Origin of the sequence: Streptomyces sp. NPDC059788, assembly GCF_042732265.1 — a bacterium.
GTDB lineage: Bacteria > Actinomycetota > Actinomycetes > Streptomycetales > Streptomycetaceae > Streptomyces.
The window spans coordinates 48445-66983 of record NZ_JBHWHY010000008.1 but is presented as its reverse complement, the minus strand read 5'-3'; the positions used below and the strand labels follow the sequence as shown (position 1 = coordinate 66983).

General features: G+C 72.4%; 18 protein-coding genes. 14 read left to right on the top strand and 4 right to left on the bottom strand.

Annotated elements, in window-relative coordinates; translation table 11 throughout:
* Positions 1-48: 48 nt before the first annotated feature.
* The 4 genes from ACFV57_RS09375 to ACFV57_RS09360 all read left to right on the top strand — a co-directional run bounded on the left by ACFV57_RS09375 (position 49) and on the right by ACFV57_RS09360 (position 2598).
* Positions 49-540, top strand: a complete 492-nt coding sequence (locus ACFV57_RS09375; RefSeq protein WP_385227712.1) for a nuclear transport factor 2 family protein — start codon at positions 49-51, stop codon at positions 538-540.
* A 414-nt stretch (positions 541-954) separates the two neighbouring features.
* Positions 955-1314 carry a dihydroneopterin aldolase gene (gene folB / locus ACFV57_RS09370; RefSeq protein WP_030019216.1) on the top strand — a complete coding sequence of 120 codons (360 nt, stop codon included), beginning with the start codon at positions 955-957 and terminating at the stop codon, positions 1312-1314.
* Positions 1311-1904, top strand: a complete 594-nt coding sequence (gene folK, locus ACFV57_RS09365; protein WP_385227709.1) for a 2-amino-4-hydroxy-6-hydroxymethyldihydropteridine diphosphokinase — start codon at positions 1311-1313, stop codon at positions 1902-1904. Before folB ends, folK begins: the two co-directional genes overlap by 4 nt.
* Positions 1905-2115: 211 nt before the next feature.
* On the top strand, positions 2116-2598 hold the full coding sequence (locus tag ACFV57_RS09360; RefSeq protein ID WP_385227706.1) for a DUF3180 domain-containing protein: 483 nt from the start codon (positions 2116-2118) through the stop codon (positions 2596-2598).
* A 133-nt stretch (positions 2599-2731) separates the two neighbouring features.
* On the opposite strand, the gene ACFV57_RS09355 is transcribed toward ACFV57_RS09360, so the two are convergent.
* Positions 2732-3931 (bottom strand): ABC transporter ATP-binding protein, encoded by a 1200-nt coding sequence (locus ACFV57_RS09355; protein WP_385227703.1) that lies wholly within the window; start codon positions 3929-3931, stop codon positions 2732-2734.
* 194 nt (positions 3932-4125) lie between these two features.
* On the opposite strand from ACFV57_RS09355, the gene ACFV57_RS09350 reads away from it, so the two are divergent.
* The 5 genes from ACFV57_RS09350 to ACFV57_RS09330 all read left to right on the top strand — a co-directional run bounded on the left by ACFV57_RS09350 (position 4126) and on the right by ACFV57_RS09330 (position 9505).
* On the top strand, positions 4126-4860 hold the full coding sequence (locus ACFV57_RS09350) for an ABC transporter permease (protein ID WP_385227700.1): 735 nt from the start codon (positions 4126-4128) through the stop codon (positions 4858-4860).
* Positions 4861-4864: 4 nt separating this feature from the next.
* On the top strand, positions 4865-5605 hold the full coding sequence (locus ACFV57_RS09345) for an ABC transporter permease (RefSeq protein ID WP_385227697.1): 741 nt from the start codon (positions 4865-4867) through the stop codon (positions 5603-5605).
* Positions 5606-5804: 199 nt separating this feature from the next.
* On the top strand, positions 5805-6857 hold the full coding sequence (locus ACFV57_RS09340) for an ABC transporter substrate-binding protein (protein WP_385227694.1): 1053 nt from the start codon (positions 5805-5807) through the stop codon (positions 6855-6857).
* Between the two features lie 118 nt (positions 6858-6975).
* A complete protein-coding gene (locus ACFV57_RS09335) occupies positions 6976-8565 on the top strand; it encodes a hypothetical protein (protein ID WP_385227691.1) in 1590 nt (529 codons plus the stop codon).
* A 346-nt stretch (positions 8566-8911) separates the two neighbouring features.
* The gene (locus tag ACFV57_RS09330; protein ID WP_385227689.1) at positions 8912-9505 is read left to right on the top strand and encodes a DUF4232 domain-containing protein; all 594 of its coding nucleotides are present in this window, start codon (positions 8912-8914) and stop codon (positions 9503-9505) included.
* A gap of 52 nt (positions 9506-9557) precedes the next feature.
* Here ACFV57_RS09330 and ACFV57_RS09325 read toward each other — a convergent pair whose 3' ends face one another.
* Together ACFV57_RS09325 and ACFV57_RS09320 are read right to left on the bottom strand one after the other, a co-directional pair.
* On the bottom strand, positions 9558-10700 hold the full coding sequence (locus tag ACFV57_RS09325; protein WP_385227686.1) for an NADH-quinone oxidoreductase subunit D: 1143 nt from the start codon (positions 10698-10700) through the stop codon (positions 9558-9560).
* Positions 10701-10764: 64 nt separating this feature from the next.
* Positions 10765-11880 carry an SAM-dependent methyltransferase gene (locus ACFV57_RS09320; protein WP_385227683.1) on the bottom strand — a complete coding sequence of 372 codons (1116 nt, stop codon included), beginning with the start codon at positions 11878-11880 and terminating at the stop codon, positions 10765-10767.
* A gap of 240 nt (positions 11881-12120) precedes the next feature.
* On the opposite strand from ACFV57_RS09320, the gene ACFV57_RS09315 reads away from it, so the two are divergent.
* From ACFV57_RS09315 to ACFV57_RS09300, 4 genes are all read left to right on the top strand, one after another.
* Entirely contained in the window at positions 12121-13332 is a 1212-nt protein-coding gene (locus ACFV57_RS09315) for a sensor histidine kinase (protein WP_385227680.1), read from the top strand.
* A gap of 304 nt (positions 13333-13636) precedes the next feature.
* A complete protein-coding gene (locus ACFV57_RS09310) occupies positions 13637-14320 on the top strand; it encodes a response regulator (RefSeq protein WP_385227677.1) in 684 nt (227 codons plus the stop codon).
* Between the two features lie 272 nt (positions 14321-14592).
* Positions 14593-15630, top strand: a complete 1038-nt coding sequence (locus ACFV57_RS09305; RefSeq protein WP_385227674.1) for a methyltransferase — start codon at positions 14593-14595, stop codon at positions 15628-15630.
* Between the two features lie 295 nt (positions 15631-15925).
* Complete coding sequence (locus ACFV57_RS09300; RefSeq protein ID WP_385227671.1) at positions 15926-16645, top strand: glycoside hydrolase family 75 protein; 720 nt, start codon at positions 15926-15928, stop codon at positions 16643-16645.
* Positions 16646-16702: 57 nt separating this feature from the next.
* Here ACFV57_RS09300 and ACFV57_RS09295 read toward each other — a convergent pair whose 3' ends face one another.
* Positions 16703-17815, bottom strand: coding sequence for a DUF5937 family protein (locus ACFV57_RS09295; protein ID WP_385228052.1), 1113 nt, complete (start codon positions 17813-17815; stop codon positions 16703-16705).
* 341 nt (positions 17816-18156) lie between these two features.
* Here ACFV57_RS09295 and ACFV57_RS09290 point away from each other — a divergent pair, with 341 nt between their 5' ends.
* Complete coding sequence (locus ACFV57_RS09290) at positions 18157-18510, top strand: hypothetical protein (protein WP_385227668.1); 354 nt, start codon at positions 18157-18159, stop codon at positions 18508-18510.
* Positions 18511-18539 lie beyond the last annotated feature (29 nt).

The following is an 18539-nucleotide window of genomic DNA, read 5'->3' as shown; positions in this document are numbered from 1 at the left end:
GATGAGTGTGACGGGCGCCGCGGGTGCGGCGGACGCGACGGGAGCGGTGTGAGTCCACGTACGGACATCGAGCTGGTCGAGCAGGCGAACACCGACCTGTACGAGGCCATGGAGCGCGGAGACCACGCGGCCATGTCCGAGATGTGGATGGACGGCCAGGTCAGCGTGGTGCACCCGGGCTGGCCGGTGCTGCGCGGACGCGGCGAGGTGCTGCGCTCGTACGCCCTGATCATGGCGAACACCGAATACATCCAGTTCTTCCTGACGGACGTGGAGATCGACGTCGTCGGTGACACCGCGCTGGTCACCTGTACCGAGAACATCCTCAGCGGCGGACCCGCCGAGGAGGACGGCTCGGTCGGGCCGCTGATCGGCCAGCTGGTCGTCGCGACCAACGTCTTCCGGCGCACGGAGGAGGGCTGGCGGGTCTGGTCGCACCACGGCTCGCCCGTACTGGCGGACCGGGACGACGAGGACGAGGACGGGGAGGACGGCGACGGGGACGGGCCCGGCGCGGGGGGCGTGGGCGGCGGGGTGTGAACGTGAAACCCGCGTGAAGTCTTCGCGAGGTTTCGCGGTCGCTGTGTGGTCGGGCCGTGGTCGAGCTGTGACCGCGAAGAGGCCGGCGGCGCGCGGGGACGGTCGCGATCGCGTCAGCGGAAGGCGTCAGCGAGGTCGACTTCGGCGCACCCGTTCGAGCCAAGTGCTGTACGGGTAGGGGTGGGACCGGTGGGCCACGGGTAGTGGCCGCGCGGACGGCCGCTCGACGGCCCCGGCAGGCTGCCTAGCAGTCGTGCGGGGCCTTGTCCATGGCCCCCGTGGGAAAGCACTGTCGGTGCTCGCAGGTAGATTCGATGATGGGGCGGCGTGCCGGACGAGTCTCTGGCCCCGCCCGGAATTCCGACGATCAGTGGTACCAGAGGTGCCAATGGGACCAGTGGGAGTGTGATTCGCGTGGATCGTGTCGCGCTGCGGGGGCTGAAGGCCCGAGGGCACCACGGGGTCTTCCCCCGGGAACGCGAAGAGGGCCAGACCTTCATCGTGGACCTGGTGCTGGGCCTGGACACCCGCCCGGCGGCGGCGACCGACGACCTCGCGAAGACCGTGCATTACGGCGTCGTGGCGGAGGAGGTCGTGGCCGTCGTCGAGGGCGAGCCCGTCGACCTCATCGAGACGCTCGCGGAGCGCATCGCCGGACAGTGCCTCAAGCACGAGGGGGTGCAGGAGGTGGAGGTGGTCGTCCACAAACCGGACGCCCCGATCACCGTCCCCTTTGACGACGTGACCATCACCATCACCCGGAGCCGAGTATGACCAGCAGTGACCCGACCGTACAGCCGGTGCCCACGTCCGTGGTGGAGCGGGTGGACGCCGCGGACGTGACGCTCTCCAACCCCAAACGCGCCGTGATCTCCCTCGGCAGCAACCTCGGCAACCGCCTGGAGACCATCCAGGGCGCCGTCGACGCGTTGGAGGACACCCCGGGCGTCCGCGTCAAGGCCGTCTCGCCCGTGTACGAGACCGAGCCGTGGGGCGTCGACCCGGGCTCGCAGCCGACGTACTTCAACGCGGTGGTGCTCATCAAGACGACCCTGCCGCCCGCCTCGCTGCTGGAGCGCGGCCACGCGATCGAGGAGGCCTTCGAGCGCGTCCGCGACGAGCGCTGGGGCCCGCGCACGATCGACGTCGACATCCTCGCGTACCAGGACGTCGTCTCCGAGGACCCGCTGCTGACGCTGCCCCACCCGCGGGCCCACGAGCGCGCCTTCGTGCTGGTGCCGTGGCACGACATCGACCCGGAGGCGGAGGTTCCGGGCCGCGGCGCGGTGGCCGAGCTGCTCTCCGCCGTCGGCCGCGAGGGCGTCATGCCGCGCGTCGACCTGGAACTCCGGCTGCCGGAGTAGTCGTTGAGCCGGTGCGGGGCGCGTGCGACCTCGCGCGCCGCCGGACGGCGGCGTACCCGACCGGTCACGACGCACCGATAGGGCTTGCGGCTTTACGGCTGCACAGCGGCTACACGGCTACACGACGGCTTACGACTATTTCGCAGACCATGTACAAGACCGCATTCCGCACCACACGTACGAGGACGAGGGCACAAGGGGCGAACGCTCGGTGAAGCAGCTACACATCAAGGTGCTGGTCGGGCTGTTCCTGGCAGCCGGGGTGCTGGCGTGGGCCGGCGCCCGGCTGTGGGACTCCCTAGGCACGCTCCCCGGCGTGCCGCTGGCGGCCCCCATCGTGCTGGCCCTGATCGCCGCTGTACTGGCCGCCACCGCCCTGTCCCTGCGCTCCCGCCTGAACGCCCAGCGCGAACGCCGTCCGGGCGCCAAGGGCGTCGACCCGCTGGTCGCCGCCCGCGCCGTCGTCTTCGGCCAGGCGAGCGCCCTGGTGGCCTCCCTGGTGGCCGGCCTGTACGGCGGCGTCGGCGTCTTCCTCCTGACCACCGGCCTGGACGTCGCCCCCCGCCGCGACCAGGCCCTCTACGCGGGCTTCTCGGTCCTGGCCGGCGCGGCGGTGGTGGCCGCCGCCATCTACCTGGAACGGGTGTGCAAACTCCCGGAGGATGATGATGAGGCGGGGGCCAGTCCGGCTTAGGACCATGACCAGCCCGTCCGGCGTTTGAGGACGAGCGGCCGCCAGGCCGCGATATCCCCGGCCCGAGCGGACCCGCACCCGGGTGGCGGCCGAACCGCCACCCGCCACCCCCGCGCTCCGCGCGGCTCCGCGGCTACGCCCCGGGAACGCTCTCCACCACGACCTCGCCGCGCGCCAAGCGCCCGGCATCGGCCGCCGTGGACCGCCGCAACGCGGCATGCAGCCCCGCCGGCGTCAGCACCCCGAGGAATCGTTCTTCCTCCAGCACCGCGATCCACCCCGCATCGTGCTGGAGCATCGTGCTGAACGCCTGCTTCAGCGGCGCCCCGAGCGGCAGCCAGGCCTCCATGCGCCGCGCATGGTCCCGTACCTCGCCCCCGGCCCTACCGCCTTCGTCGGCGCCTCCTGCGGCCCCGGCGCTCCCGGCACCCAGCCCCGCCGCCGAAACCCACCCGTGCAGCCCCCCGTCCGCATCGAGCACGACGGCCCACGCCGCCTCCTCCTCGGCGAGCCGCGCCGCCGCCCGCGCCGCGTCGTCGTCGAGCCGGACCACCGGCGGCTGTTCCAGGTCGCCGGTCTCGATCGGGGTCACCGAGAGCCTCTTGAGCCCCCGGTCGGCGCCGACGAACTCCGCGACATACGGGGTGGCCGGCGCGCCCAGCACCGTCGCCGGGGTGTCGAACTGCTCGACGCGCCCCGTCCCGTAGACCGCGATGCGGTCCCCGAGCCGCACCGCTTCCTCGATGTCGTGGGTGACGAACAGCACCGTCTTGTGCAGCGCGGACTGCAGCCGCAGGAACTCCGTCTGGAGGTGCTCGCGCACGACCGGGTCGACCGCGCCGAACGGCTCGTCCATCAGCAGGACCGGCGGGTCGGCGGCGAGCGCGCGTGCGACGCCGACGCGTTGCCGCTGCCCCCCGGAGAGCTGGTCGGGGTAGCGGTCCCCGTACTGCGCGGGGTCCAGGCCGACCAGGTCGAGGAGTTCGGCGGCGCGGTCCCTGGCCTTCTTGCGCGGCCAGCCGAGCAGGTGCGGGACGGTCGCGGTGTTGTCCAGCACGGTCTTGTGGGGGAAGAGGCCGACCTGCTGGATGACGTATCCGATGCGGCGGCGCAGTTCGACGGGGTCGATGGTCGATATGTCCGCGCCGTCGAGGTATATGTGACCGCTGGTCGGTTCGATGAGCCGGTTGACCATCTTCATCGTCGTGGTCTTGCCGCAGCCCGACGGCCCGACGAGCGTGACCAGCTCGCCCTCCGCGACCTCGAACGAGAGGTCGTCGACGGCGGTGGTGCCGTCGGCGTAGCTCTTGGTGACGTGCTCGAAACGGATCATGGTGGTTCCCCAGTGTGGACGGCCGTCGGCCGGGTAGGCGCGCTGTGCTCCTCGGCTCATACCCGCGGAATCCGTCCCGTCGCGTGTGTCTTGTTACGACTGGATGGCGGGCCGGTTGGATTGTCAGTGGTGGGGGATAGGGTCGCAGACAGTCACCGAAAATGTGAGCGACAGGGCGGGGGAGGTGACCGCGGGTGAGTTCGCAGAGCTGCCTGGAGGCGAACGACTGGATCTGCGGTGAGTATGTCCGGACGCGCAGCCAGGAGTTGCTGGACGCGACCGTCCAGCACGTGGGGATCACGCTGGTGTCCGTCGTCATCGGGCTGCTGGTCGCCTTCCCGCTGGCGCTGATAGCCCGCCGCTGGCGGGCCGCCGCGGGACCGGTCCTCGGACTGACGACGATTTTGTACACGGTGCCGTCGCTGGCGATGTTCGCCCTGCTGACACCGGTCTTCGGCGTCTCGGCGGCCGTGGTGATCACGGGCCTCGTGCTGTATTCGCTGACGATCCTGGTGCGCAACATCCTCGCCGGGCTGGAGTCGGTGCCGCAGGAGGTGCGCGAGGCGGCGCGCGGCATGGGGTACGGCCCCGTGAAGCTGCTGTTCGGCGTCGAACTGCCGCTGGCGCTGCCCGCGTTGACGGCCGGGCTGCGCATCGCCACGGTCTCGACGGTGGCCATGACGACGATCGGCGCCGTGGTGGGCTACGGCGGCCTCGGCAACCTCATATCCAGCGGCATGGAGGGCTTCTTCAAGGCGGAGGTGCTGACGGCCTCGGTGCTGTGCGTGCTGCTGGCGGTGGTCGCCGACATCCTGCTGATAGGCCTCCAGCGGCTGCTGACGCCGTGGACCCGGGCGCAGGCGCGGGCGCGCTCCCGGGCGCGGCGCGAGCGGCGGGCCGCGGGCCGGGCGAAGAAGGCGGTGGCCTGAGGCGATGGACGCGATAACGGGCGCTTGGGACTGGCTGGCGGCCTCGGCCAACTGGGCCGGGGAGAAAGGGGTGTGGCACCGGCTCGGCGAGCATGTCTACCTCAGCGCGATGTGCCTGGCGATCTCCTGCCTGATAGCCCTGCCGGTCGCGCTGTACCTGGGCCACATAGGCAAGGGCGGGGCACTGGCGGTCAACATCTCCAACGTGGGCCGCGCGGTGCCGACGTTCGCCGTACTGGTCCTGCTGACGCTCAGCCCGCTGGGTACGGCGGGGGACTGGCCGACGATCATCGCGCTGGTGCTGTTCGCGGTGCCGCCGCTGCTGACCAACGCGTATGTGGGGATGCGGGAGGCCGACCGGGACGTGGTCGAGGCGGCGCGCGGGATGGGCATGTCCGGGCCGCAGCTGCTGCTGCGGGTCGAACTGCCGCTCGCGTACCCGTTGATCATGACGGGGCTGCGGTCGGCCGGTGTCCAGGTCGTGGCCACGGCGACGCTGGCCGCGCTCGCGGGCGGGGGCGGCCTCGGCCGCATCATCACCGCCGGCTTCGGCAACTACAACACGGCGCAGGTGGTGGCGGGCGCGGTGCTGGTCGCCGTACTGGCGCTGGTGGTCGAAGGGCTGCTGGTGCTGACGGACCGGGCCTTCGACCCGATGCGACGGGGGCGCGGGCGCAGCCGTCGCCGTGGACGAACGTCCCGTACGGCGGACGGCGACACGACTCCTGCCGGGAGCCCGGCCTGACGGCGAACGGGCCCGGTGGCCGGCTCCGGGCCCCGGATGCTGTTGGTGGTCGGGGCCGCCTCGCCACCTCGCCGCTTACTGCCTCGCCACCGGGCCCCGGGCCACACCGCTGCGGCCGTGCCCGCCTGCCGCACCGCACCGCTGGGGCCGTGCTCGGACTTTTTCTCTCCACTTGTCTTTACATGGATGGTGAACCGGTATGAACCAGGACCCGAACAGCCACAGTCACAGTCACGGCCCCGGCCGTCACCTCGGTCTCGGCCGCGGCTCCGCCGGCCCCGGCCGCAGCCGCAGGGCGTTCCGTACGGCGCGTGCCGCGCTCGTGGGCGGCGCGGTGCTCGCGCTGGCCGGTGGGCTGACCGCCTGTGGGGGCAAGAGCCTGGAGGAGAAGGGCGGCGCGCAGAGCGGTGGGGGGAAGGGGGACATCGTCATCGGCTCGGCCGGTTTCACCGAGTCGAAGGTGCTCGCGGAGATCTATTCCAAGATCCTTAACGATGCGGGATACCACGCGACGGTCAAGACACTCGCCAATCGCGAGCTCTACGAACCGGCGCTGGAGAAGGGCCAGATCGACGTCGTACCGGAATATGCCTCGACTCTCGCCGAATTCCTCAACGCCAAGAAGAACGGCCCCGCCGCGAAGCCCGTCGCCTCCAGCGACATCGGCAAGACGGTCGAGGCGTTGAAGGCCCTCGCCACGCCCCGCGGACTGAAGGTGCTGCCGGCCGGGGAGGCGACGGACCAGAACGCGTTCGCGGTGACCAAGGAATTCGCCGACCGCCACCACCTCAAGACGCTCTCGGACCTCGGCCGGTCCAAGGAGAAGGTCAAGCTGGCGGCGGGCGAGGAGTGCGAGACGCGGCCGTTCTGCAAGCCGGGCCTGGAGAAGACCTATGGCATATCCGTGACGGGTATCGACCCGAAGGGCGTCGGCACCACACAGGCCAAGCAGGCGGTCAAGGACGGCACGGACCAGATGGTGCTGACCACGACGACGGACGCGACGCTCGACAACTTCGGCCTGGTGCTGCTGAAGGACGACAAGAAGCTGCAGAATGCCGACAATGTGCTGCCCGTGGTGAATGCCAAGAGTGCCGGCGACAAGGAGATCGAGGCGGCGCTGGGCAAGCTCACGGACAAGCTGACGACCGCCGATCTCATCGACCTGAACCGCAAGGTCGACGCGGAACGGCAGAAGCCCGCGGATGTCGCGAGCGCATATCTGCAGTCGAAGGGACTGGCAAAGAAGTAACCACCGGGAAACGAAGCGGCGGGCGGGGCCCCATAGGTCCCGCACGCACGGTAAGTTTCAGGCCATGCCACGAGGACGCCACCGCCATTCGCCACCCCTGCACCGGCTTCTTCCCCCAGTGACGGTCGCCGGTGCGTCCATCGCCTGCGCCTCGGGCGCCTGGTTCGTCGGTGATGACCTGGTGCAGCGCGTGCTCGCCACGGGCGCGGCCGCTGCCGCGGTCACCGGTTCCGTACTGCTGCGCACCTGGGACCGTACGGCGGGCAGGAGCGTCGCCGAGCTGAACAGCGCCCGGGTGCGGGACGAGTGGAAGACCGATGAACGCATAGCCGAGCTCGAAACGGATCTTGAGGAGTCCCGCGAGATACGCGGCAAGCTGGACACCAAGCTGCGGTCCAAGCGGGCCGAGCTGGCCCGGCTGCGCAGCGAGCACGCGGAGCTGCTGCGCCGCTACGCCACCGCCGAGACCGAGCGCGCCAGCGCCCTGGAGGGCCGCCGGCTGCTCGCGATCGAGGCCGGTGCGCCCGCCCGGGAGCTGACGTCCGGGACCGCGGCCGACCTGGACGGGAACGTGCCGGGCGTGCTCACCGCGGGGATGTACCACCGGGCGGCGGAGGCGCTGCGCCGGCTGCCGCGCAACGCGGCCCGCCAGGCCGAGCGTGCACAGGCCCGGGACGGTGAGGACGGCCAGGGGAATCCCGTGGCGGCCACGGAGAGCCCGGCCGCGCAAGGCCGCCCCCGTACGGCCGCCGCCCCGCAGTCCGCGTCCCAGGAGCCCGCGGCCGGGAAGGCTGCCCCCTCGCGCTCCGCCGCCTCGAATTCCGCTGTTCCGGAGCCTCCCGCTTCGGAGCCTCCCGCTTCGGGAATTCCGGATTCGGAGTCCCCGGTTCCGACGCCCCCGGGTTCGGCCGCCGCTGTCCCGGAGAGCGGCGTTGCCGAGTCCGCCGATGCCGAGTCTGCCGACGCCGCCCAGTCCGTCGGTGGGTCGGGCTCCGTCGGGCAGTCGGGTTCCGTTGCGCAGTCGGACTCTGCCCGTACGGCTCCCACTGGGCGCGAAGCCGGGCAGGCGAGCGGGCAGGAGGCGGCCGGGGAGGAAGCCGGGCAGCGGACTGCGGGGGCGGCGTCCGGACTGCGTCCGGTGCCGCCGGCTGCCGCGTCCGTCGTCGCGCCCGTACGGGCCCAGCGTCTGCCCGCCTCCCGTGTGCAGGGCGGCTTCGACTTCTTCGGTACGGCCACGGGCACCGGCGCCGTACCGAGTGCGGCGCCGCAGGGCGGGCCGGGCACCGGAGTGCCGTCGACCGTGACGCGGCGGCCGAAGCCGGCCCGGCAGCTGGAGGAGGAAGACCTGGCCGACGTGGTCGGCGACGAGGCGGTCGCCGAACAGTCCGCGCTCGGCCGGGCCCGTACGACCGACGGGACGAAGCCCGGCGGGACGAAGCTCGGCGCGACGAAGCCCGACGGTGCCGAGCCCGGAGAGAGCAAGTCCGGCGAAGGCAAGTCCGGCGAGGGCAAGTCCCGCGAGCCGAAGGCCGCTGCGGCCGACGCCAAGACCGCCGAGGCCGGAGCTGCGGAGGCCGCGGCTGCCGAGGCCGAGGGCGCCGAGGCCGCGGACGTGGAGGGCGGCAGCGGTGAGGTCATCGACCTGACCGCGCACGACGAGACCGAGCAGATCGACATGGCGGAGCTGCGCAGCGCCGTTTCGTCCTGACTCGCGACGCTTTCCGGGACGGTGCGCCCGGCAGTGGGACCCGGACCCTGCCCATCGGCAGGTGAACGTCCCACCGCCGGGCGCACCGCCGTATCGCAACCACTCCCGCCTGGCGGACGGCGTGCGGGTGGCCGCGGTGCAGGGGAGAGGACGGAGGCCGGAGTCTGGGCCGGTGCGGAGGGAGGCGGACGGAGGCCGGAGTCCGGGGCGGCGCGGGGCGGGTGCGTTCGGATCGGCGCCGTTTTCGTACGGGTACGCTGGCGGCCGACTTGATCAGAGCGTGCCGTGCCCGACCCGTACCCGTACGTGGGCGGCCGGGCGCCGGGGCGGACAGCGGGGTGGGGCAGTGACCGGAACAGTCACCGGGAGAGCCGGCGGACCGGCGCCGCGGACGGCGCTGGCGGCCGCGCTCGGCTTCGTGGCGCTCGCCGCCGTCGGCTGTTCGGCGGGGCCCGAGCCGAAGGCGCAGGAGGCGAAGCCCACGCCCAAGCCGTCCGCGACCGCGCCGGCCTGCCCCGAGGACGGCGTCGTCATCAAGGGCCTGCCGGTGAACGCCGCGATGGGCACCCGCGCGATGGGCATCACCCTGACCAACTGCGGCACCCGCCCGTACAAGGTGAACGGCTACGCGGGCGTCCGGGTCCTCGACGAGAGCCGCAAGCCCCTGGACGTGAAGATCAGCCACGGCTCGGACATCGTGGACGACATCGGCCCCGAGCCGCTGACGCTCAAGCCGGGCGAGCAGGCCAGGGCCGTACTGATGTGGCGCAACCGCGTGACGGACGTGACGGGCTCCGCCGTGAACGGCGCGTTCCTGTCCCTCACACCCGCCGAGGGCGGCGGTCGCCCGCAGGTGGTCCGTGAGCTGATCGACCTCGGCAGCACCGGCAAGCTGGGCGTCACCGCGTGGCACCGGGAGGGCCCGAAGCCGCGGACGTAGGGCCTTTCCGGCCACCCCGCCGCTTCGCCCTGCCGCTTGCCGCTTCGCCGCGCTACTTGTCGATGTCGCCGACCACGAAGAACAGCGACCCCAGGATCGCGACCATGTCGGCGACGAGCGTCCCCGGCAGCAGTTCGGTCAGCGCCTGGATGTTGTTGTACGACGCGGAGCGCAGCTTGAGGCGGTACGGGGTCTTCTCTCCCTTGGAGACCAGGTAGTAGCCGTTGATGCCGAGGGGGTTCTCGGTCCAGGCGTACGTGGCGCCCTCGGGAGCCTTGAGGACCTTCGGCAGGCGCTGGTTGATCGGGCCCGGCGGCAGGTCGGCGATCCGGTCCAGGCAGGCGTCCGCCAGATCCAGGGAGTTGTGCGTCTGGTCCAGGAGGCATTCGAAGCGGGCCAGGCAGTCGCCCTCCTCGCGGGTCACCACCTTCAGGGTGTCCTGGAGGCCGGCGTAGGCGAGGTACGGCTCGTCGCGGCGCAGGTCGAAGTCGACGCCGGAGGCACGGGCGATCGGCCCGGAGACGCCGTAGCCGTGCACCGCCTCGCGGCTCAGTACGCCGATGCCGCGGGTGCGGCCCCGGAAGATCTCGTTGCCCAGGACGAGCCGGTCGAAGACGTCCATCCGGGAGCGGACCTCGCGGACGGCGTGCCGGGCGCGGCCGAGCCAGCCGGCCGGCAGGTCCTCCTTGAGGCCGCCGACGCGGTTGAACATGTAGTGCATCCGGCCGCCGGAGATCTCCTCCATCACGTTCTGGAGCTCTTCGCGCTCGCGGAAGGCGTGGAAGACGGGCGTGATGCCGCCCAGTTCCAGGGGGTAGGAGCCGAGGAACATCAGGTGGTTGAGGACCCGGTTCAGCTCGGCGAGCAGCGTACGGGTCCACACGGCGCGCTCGGGCACCTCCATGCCGAGCATCCGCTCCACGCCGAGGACGACGCCCAACTCGTTGGAGAAGGCCGACAGCCAGTCGTGACGGTTGGCGAGCATGATGATCTGGCGGTAGTCGCGCGCCTCGAAGAGCTTCTCGGCGCCGCGGTGCATGTAGCCGATCACGGGTTCGGCGTGCTGGATGCGCTCGCCGTCCAGGACGAGGCGCAGCCGCAGCACGCCGTGCGTGGAGGGGTGCTGCGGGCCGATGTTCAGCACCATGTCGGTGCTCTCCGCCGCGCCGCCGATGCCGACCGTGGTCTCCGTCATGGGGACAGTCTCGCAGTTCGGCCCGGCGGGGGAAGGCGGCGGTCGGTGGTGGGGGATCGGCCGGTCACCGGGCGAGCAGGCCCGTACAGCTGCCGCCGACCGGTTGCAGGAGCCAGCCGAAGGAGCCCAGACCCGCCGGATCGGTCAGTTCCGCCGCCGCGCCCGCCGAGGCGAGGGCCCGTACGTAGGCGGCCGGGTCGCTGGACGCGAGGGCGAGCGGCGGGCGGCTGCCGTCGACGCCGAGGGCGTGCAGCGCCTGTCGCTGGCTGAGGTGTTCGGCGCCGGGGCGCGCGCAGGCGTCCAGGGCGACGTGGGCGGTGATGTCGCAGCTGCCGTCCGGCACGGGGCGGACCTCGCGGCCCTCGCGGAAGCCGGTGAGGGTGCCGTAGGGCGGACGGGCGTCGCGGGTGTGCGCGTAGTCGGCGGTGGCGGCGAGTCCGGCGCGCAGGGTGCGTACGGCGCGGGACCAGGCCGCGTCGCGCGGGCGGCCGATCTCGGCGCGCAGCCCGGGAGGGGCGGGGTGGGCGGCCGAGCCGGGGGCGGAGTCCGTACCGGGGACCGGGGTCGGGGTCGGGCCGGGGACCTCGCCGGAGTCCGAGGCCCCGCCCGGGCCGGGGCCCTTGCCGGAGACCGGGGACATGGGCCACCACCGGGCGAGCCAGTCGGCGTCCGCGCCGGTGACCGGGTCGCCGAGCCGCTCGGTGCCGTCCGGCCGGACCAGTACGTACCTGGGCACGCCGGACCCGTCGGTCTCCGCGACGTCGACGGGCACGTTGTCGAGCCACTCGTTGGCGAAGAGCAGGCCCGTCAGGGAGCCGGGCGCGGGCAGCTCCGCGAGCCAGGTGACGCGGTCGTCGAGACCGGCGGGCCGGGGGGCGCGTTCGACGGCGTACGGGCGCACGCGGGCCCGCACCGGCTCGGGAAGCGCCGCGAGCACCCCCGTCAGCAGTTCGCCACGCCCGGCGCCCACGTCCACCAGCGCCAGCTCCGCCGGACCGCCCAGGGACGCGTCGACGCGGCACAGCAACGTCGCCAGCGCCCCGGCGTAGAGGGGCGACACATGCACGGAGGTACGGAAGTGACCGGCGGGGCCCGGCCCGTCGCCACAGGTGTAGAAGCCGCCGGGGCCGTACAGCGCCCGCTCCGTCGCGTCCCGCCAGCCGCACCAGTCGTGTGTCACCGCACCACGGTACGCGGGCGCACCGTGGTGCGGTACGCGGACGCGAACGGCGGCGAACGCCGAGGAGCCGCCCCCGATCCCGCTCTCGATCCCGCCCGGATTCCGCCCCGGTCCCGCCCGCCGGACACGGTCCCGGACCCCGGTGGCAGGCCTGTCTCCACCTTGCGGAGTACTCCCGTCCTCCAGGATCGCCCGTCCGGTTGACCCGTACACTCATACGCCCTGCCTACGCTGGGTGACGTGCAGCGTCTCTACGACTTCTTCCGCAGGCACCCGACAGGGGTGGACACTTTCTGGGCCGTCCTCCTGTTCGGGTTCAACAGCCTGGTGCTGGTGGCGTCGGCGGATGCGCAGAGCGATCTGCGGACGGTCGCCGAGATTCTCGTCGTCGTCGGGCTGTGTCTCGTCGTCGCGCTGCGGCGCAAGGTGCCCGGGAAGATGCTGCTGCTGGCGGTCCTGGTCGGGCTCTGCCAGGTCGCCTTCGCCCTGCAGCCCAACCTGGCCGACTTCGCGATACTGGTGATCATCTATACGGCCGCCTCCGGCTCCGAACGCTGGGCCTCGCGCGTCGCCCTCGTCGGCTCCCTGATCGGCCCGACGCTCTACGCCGCCCGCTACGGCAAGGGCGAGGCCCCGCCCCGCAGCCTGTGGGAAGGGCTGTTCGTCATGGGCCTGCTCACCGTGCCTTTCGTGCTGGCGTGGGTGCTCGGCGACTCGATCCGTACCCGTCGCGCGTACTGGGCCCAGCTGCAGGAGAAGGCCGACCGCCTGGAGAAGGAGCGCGAGGCGCAGTCGCGGATCGCGGTGGCCGCCGAGCGTGCCCGTATCGCCCGCGAGCTGCACGACGTCGTCGCGCACAACGTGTCCGTGATGGTCGTCCAGGCCGACGGCGCCGCGTACGTCCTGGACGCCGCGCCCGAACAGGCCAAGCAGGCGCTGGAGACGATCTCCGGCACCGGCCGGCAGGCACTCGCCGAGATGCGCCGCCTGCTCGGCGTGCTGCGCACCGGCGAACAGCCCGAGAGCGGCGAGTACGTGCCGCAGCCCGGTGTCGAGCAGCTCGCGGACCTGATCGACCAGGTGCGGGGGGCCGGACTGCCGGTCGACTTCCGGGTGGCGGGCGAACCGCGCCCGCTGCCCAGCAGCGTCGAACTCACCGCGTACCGCATCGTGCAGGAGGCGCTGACGAACACCCGCAAGCACGGCGGCCCGGACGTCGGCGCCACGGTCCGCCTCTCCTACCAGGACAGCGAACTGGACCTGCTGGTGGAGGACGACGGCCGGGGCGCCCAGCACGAGCTGTACTCGGGCGGCGGGGCGGACGGCCTCGGCCACGGACTCATCGGCATGCGTGAACGCGTCGGCATGGTCGGCGGCAGCCTGGACGCGGGGCCGCGGCCGGGGGGAGGCTTCCGGATCAGCGCGGTGCTGCCGCTCAAGTCGGGGCAGTGAGGCGGTTTTGGTGGCGGTCGTCGGCTGCTATCGGCCGGATCAGTCGATATCGGCTGCTATCGGTTGCCATGGGGCTCTCCTGTCCGTTGGTCGTCTGCTGCCGTCTGCCGTCTGCCGTCTGCCGTCTGCCGTCTGCCGTCCGCCGTGGCCCGCCCTCACCCCCTTCCGTACGCTCTCGCCCCCTCCCACCCCTCCCGCCCGCTCCCGTACGTACCCTGTTGCCGCGCCGCCGACGGCCGGCCTCCGGTGCCGGGACCACCGGCCCCGCCACTCGCCCGCACGCCGTTGAAAGGGACCTCCTGCCATGACTGTCCGCGTGATGCTCGTCGACGACCAGGTGCTGCTGCGCACCGGATTCCGCATGGTGCTGGCCGCACAGCCCGATATGGAGGTCGTCGCCGAGGCCGGTGACGGGGTGGAGGCGCTGGAGGTGCTCCGGTCCACCAAGGTCGACGTGATCCTGATGGACGTGCGGATGCCGCACCTGGACGGCGTGGAGACCACCCGCCGGATCTGCGCGGGCCAGCAGCAGGAGGGCGCGCCGAAGGTGCTCATCCTGACCACCTTCGACCTGGACGAATACGCCTTCTCCGCGCTCAAGGCGGGGGCCAGCGGCTTCATGCTCAAGGACGTGCCGCCGAGCGAACTGCTGGCCGCGATCCGCGCGGTGCAGAGCGGGGACGCGGTGGTCGCGCCCTCCACCACGCGCCGGCTGCTCGACCGTTTCACGCCGATGCTGCCGACGACCGCCGAGCCGGTCCGCCCGGAGATCGGACGGCTCACCGAGCGAGAGCGGGAGGTGCTGCTGCTCGTCGCGCAAGGCCTGTCGAACGGTGAGATCGCCGCCCAACTGGTGCTCTCGGAGGCCACGGTCAAGACGCATGTGGGCCGTATCCTCACGAAGCTGGAGCTGCGCGACCGGGTGCAGGCGGTGGTGCTCGCCTACGAGACGGGCCTCGTACGGGCCGGGGGCGGCGCGGGGGCGTAGGGGCGTCCGGGACGGGGGCTCGGGGCAGGGGCCCGGAACAGCGGTCGTCGGTCGGTGGTCGGTGGTCGGTGGTCGGTGGTCGGTGGTCGGTGGCCGTCGGTCGGTGGTCGTCGGTCTGTGGTCTGTGGTCTGTGGTCTCGGAAAGTGGCGGCCGGGTACGGCGTTCGGCGCCCGCCCGGCCGTTCTGCATATCCGCTGAAACCCGCCCCTTATGGCATAAAACGCCGACAATATTGGGCGTGGAATCACCGCCCGACGGCAGGAGTACCGCCATGGCAGCCTCCCCCGCCCACCCGTCCCCCGGCAACCACCCGCACCTTCCCGCGTCGCCGTTGCACGACCTCATGTACGGCCACATCTACGCGTCCGCACTGCGCGCCGTCGTCCTGCACGGCATCCCGGACCTCCTGGCGGGCGGGCCACGGTCCGCCGTGGACCTGGCCGCGCGGTCCAGGACCCAGGCGGGTCCGCTGTACCGCGTCCTGCGGCTGCTCGCCGCGCGCGGACTGTTCCGCGAGGACGCGGGCGGAACGTTTGCTCTGACGGAGGGCAGCGAGGCCCTGCGTGCGGGGGTGCCGAACTCCCGGCGCGCCGCCGTCCTGCTGTTCACCGACGTGATGTACCGCCGGTCCGCCGAGGGGCTGACGGACACCCTGCACACCGGCGAGCCCGGCTTCGAGGCCGCGTACGGAGCCCCTTTCTTCGAGTACCTGGTCGCGGCGCCCGACGCGGGCCGCCTCTTCGACACCGCCATCAGTTCGCTCACCGACGGCGTGAACGCGCAGGTCGCCGGCAGCTACTCGTTCCCGGACCGGGGGACCGTCGTCGACGTGGCCGGGGGCCGGGGCGGGCTGCTCCGCGAGGTGCTCACCCGGTCGCCGGGCCTGACCGGGGTGCTCTTCGAGCGGCCCGAAACGCTCGCCGACCACCTGCTCGACTCCGGGGAGACGGCGGGGCGTTGGCGCACCGAAGGCGGGGACCTGTTCGCGGCCGTACCGGAGGGCGGGGACCTGTACCTGCTCAAGAACATCCTGCACGACTGGCCCGACGCGGACTGCCTGCGCATCCTCGCCACCGTGCGGCGGGCCATGGCCCCCGGCACCCGGCTGCTCGTGATCGACGCGGTGCTCCCCGCCGACGGCACCCCGGACCCGGCTGTCGCGCTGGACATCGTGATGCTCATGATGCTGCGGGGGCGTGAGCGTACGGCCGCGGAGTTCGAGGGCCTGCTGACCCGCTCGGGGTTCCGGCTGCGCGGCATCGTGCCGACCCCGTCGCTGACCTCGATCGTCGAGGCGGAAGCGGTCTGATCCGGGGCGGAAATCGGGGGCGGTCCGATCCGGGGAGGAGATCGGGAGGCGGTCTGATGCGGGGGTGGTCTGATCCCGGGCGGAAATCGGGGAGCGGCTTTCGGGGAGCGGATTCCGGGGAGCGGATTCCGGGCGCCGAGGTGGTGCCGAAGCCGCGCCGAACCCGTGCCGAACGGTTGTCGAACAGGTGCTGTGGTGGCGCGAGTTGCGTGTGAGGCGGGGTTGACGGGAGTGGGGGAGCGGAGGAGATTGGGCGCGCTCGGTAAGGAAACTTTCCTAACAGAGGGGCCCTCCTGTGCGCAGACGAACCTTCGCCCTGGCCACCGCCGCCGGAACCGCGCTGCTCGCCGCCGCCGCGCTGCCCGCCACCGCCCAGCCCACCGCCCCCACGGCCGCCGCGAACGCCGCGAGCCGTCCGGGCGTGACCGAGGGCTCGGTCAGCGCCGCCGACCTGCTCGCCAAGGTCACGAACTGTTCGCAGATATCCAACGGCAAGTACCGCACCGACGAGGAGACATCGGCGACCGTCCCGGTCTGCGGCAAGAAGAACGCCGTGTTCTGGAAGGCGGATATGGACATCGACTGCGACGGTCAGGTCACGGCCAAGTGCAACAAGGACACCGACCCCTGGTTCCAGGACGACACCCGCTACCACCAGTCCGACGGCAAGCCGCTGAACGCCGAGAAGCTGCCGTACGTCGTCGTCCCCTCGGTCAGCGGCATCTGGAACTTCGAGTCGGCGGGCATCAAGGGCGGTGGCGTCGTCGCCATCATCTACAAGAACAAGGTCGAGTACGCGGTCGTCGGCGACACCGGGCCCGAGAAGATCATCGGTGAGGCGTCGTACGCGGCCGCCAAGGGCCTCGGCATCGACCCCGACCCGGCCACCGGCGGCGCCGAGTCCGGCGTCACCTACATCCTGTTCAAGAACTCCAAGGCGTCCCCCATCGAGAGCCACAGCGAGGCCGTGTCCCGCGGCGAGGCACTCGCCAAGAAGTTCCTCCAGGAGAACTGACGCCGCCGACCGGGGGATTGGCGTGCTCCGGCCGGGGCGGGCCGCCTCGTCCGGCCGTCAGCGCAGTACTCCTTCCAGGAAGTCGCTGCCCAGGCGCGCCACTACCCGGACGTCCAGTTGGTGCAGCACGTACCGGCCGCGGCGGCGGGTCTGGAGCAGCCCGGCCTTCTTGAGGACGGCGAGGTGCCGGGACACCTCCGGCGCGGATATGCCGAGCGCGGAGGCCAGTTCGCCGGTGCTGTAGGCGGTACGGGCCAGGTAGCGGCACATACGTATCCGCATCGGGTGGGCGAGCGCGTCGAGCCGCGACTCGACCAGGGCGACCGAGGCGGGACCGGCCAGCTCCGGCGCCGCGACGGGGTAGTGGATCACCGGGCGCCAGCCCCTCGCGTGGAGCACGCTCAGGTGCGGCCAGCCGAACGAGGTGGGGACGAGGGTGATCCCGGCGCCGGCGGCCGGCTCCACGGCCGTGCCGTGACCATGGCTCATCTTGTCGACGACGACGCGGGCCCGCTCCTCGTCCAGGGTCACCGCGGGCGATACCTCGGCCAGCGCCCCGGCCAGGCCCTTGTGGCGCAGCACCTCGGCCTTGTGGCGCGCGTCCGCGGCGAGCTGTACCCGTACCCGCTGCCAGACGTCCGCGAAGAAGGCCTGCTCGCAGTCCTCCAGCAGGCGGCGTATCCAGGCCCGTACGGCAGGCGGGTCGGCGAGCAGCCGCTGCGCGAAACCGGCCTGCCGGGGGCCGCGCGCGGTGGCCCGCTCCAGCGCCAGCCGGCGGGCCTCGGCGTCCACGAGCGGCGACGGGCCGCCGCGGCAGTACCCGCTGGTGCAGTTGATCTCCAGCGCGGCGTTCACGAACAGCTCGTCGTCGAGCCGGTCGAGCAGGTCCAGATCCTCGGCGAGTGTCGCGCCGGGCTGTCCGGCGGTGTCCGCGAGCGCGGCGAACGGCATCGACACATCGGAGAACGTCGGCCCCCACAGGAAGTCCGCGTCGCACAGCCGGTCGGCCAGGTCGGGCTTGAGCGCGCCGGCCGTCGCGGTCGTCCAGCCGTGCAGGCCGGGGTGGTGGCCGGGCTCGGCGAGCGCGTGCAGGGCGGAACCCAGCTCCGCGAGCGGCGAAGGGCTGAACACGATGCGCTCGGCAGGCAGCCCCGCGATGTCGATCCACACACTCATGTGCCTCTCCCCGTTTCCGTGTGCGGCACCCGATGCCGCACCCGCCGTCCAGTCCGCCGTACAGCCAGTCCGCCGTACAGCCAGTCCGCCGTACAGCCAGCCCGCCGTACAGCCAGCCCGCCGTACAGCCAGCCCGCCGCACAGCCAGTCCCACGCGCAGTCAGTGCCACGCACAGCCCGGACCGGCTGCGGGCCGACGGCGCCCCCGCCTCGGGCACCGACTCCGCCCCGCTGCCGTTCCATCATGCGTGAGCCCGCGACCTGCGGCGTCGTCGTTTGACGGCTCCTGTCAAACGACGGGCCACCCGCCGCCGGGCAGGCCCACTGTGGTGCCCATGAACGCATTCCAGCAGCACATGCTCGACGCCTACCGCGCCGCCCAGCACGGGGAGAGCGCGCCCGTTCTCCCCAGCGCCGGTGACGTCCACGTCCAGGCCCTGCGCGAGATCCGTGGGTGGCTGCGCTTCCGGGCTGTGGTCACCGCTCCCGCGGACCGTCCGCTGGGCCGCTTCCGCCGCGCCGTACGCCACGCCTTCACCCCGCTGCTCGCACGCCCCGCCCGCCCCCGGCAGGCCGCACGCACCGCCCCGGCCGAGCCGCTGAACCTCCCTCCCCTCGGTCCTTCCTCCGCCTCTGTTTCCACCTCCACCATGCCGGGCCGCGCCCGCCTCGGCGACCCCTGTGGATAACCTCCGCACGCAGCTCCGACGCGCCTGTG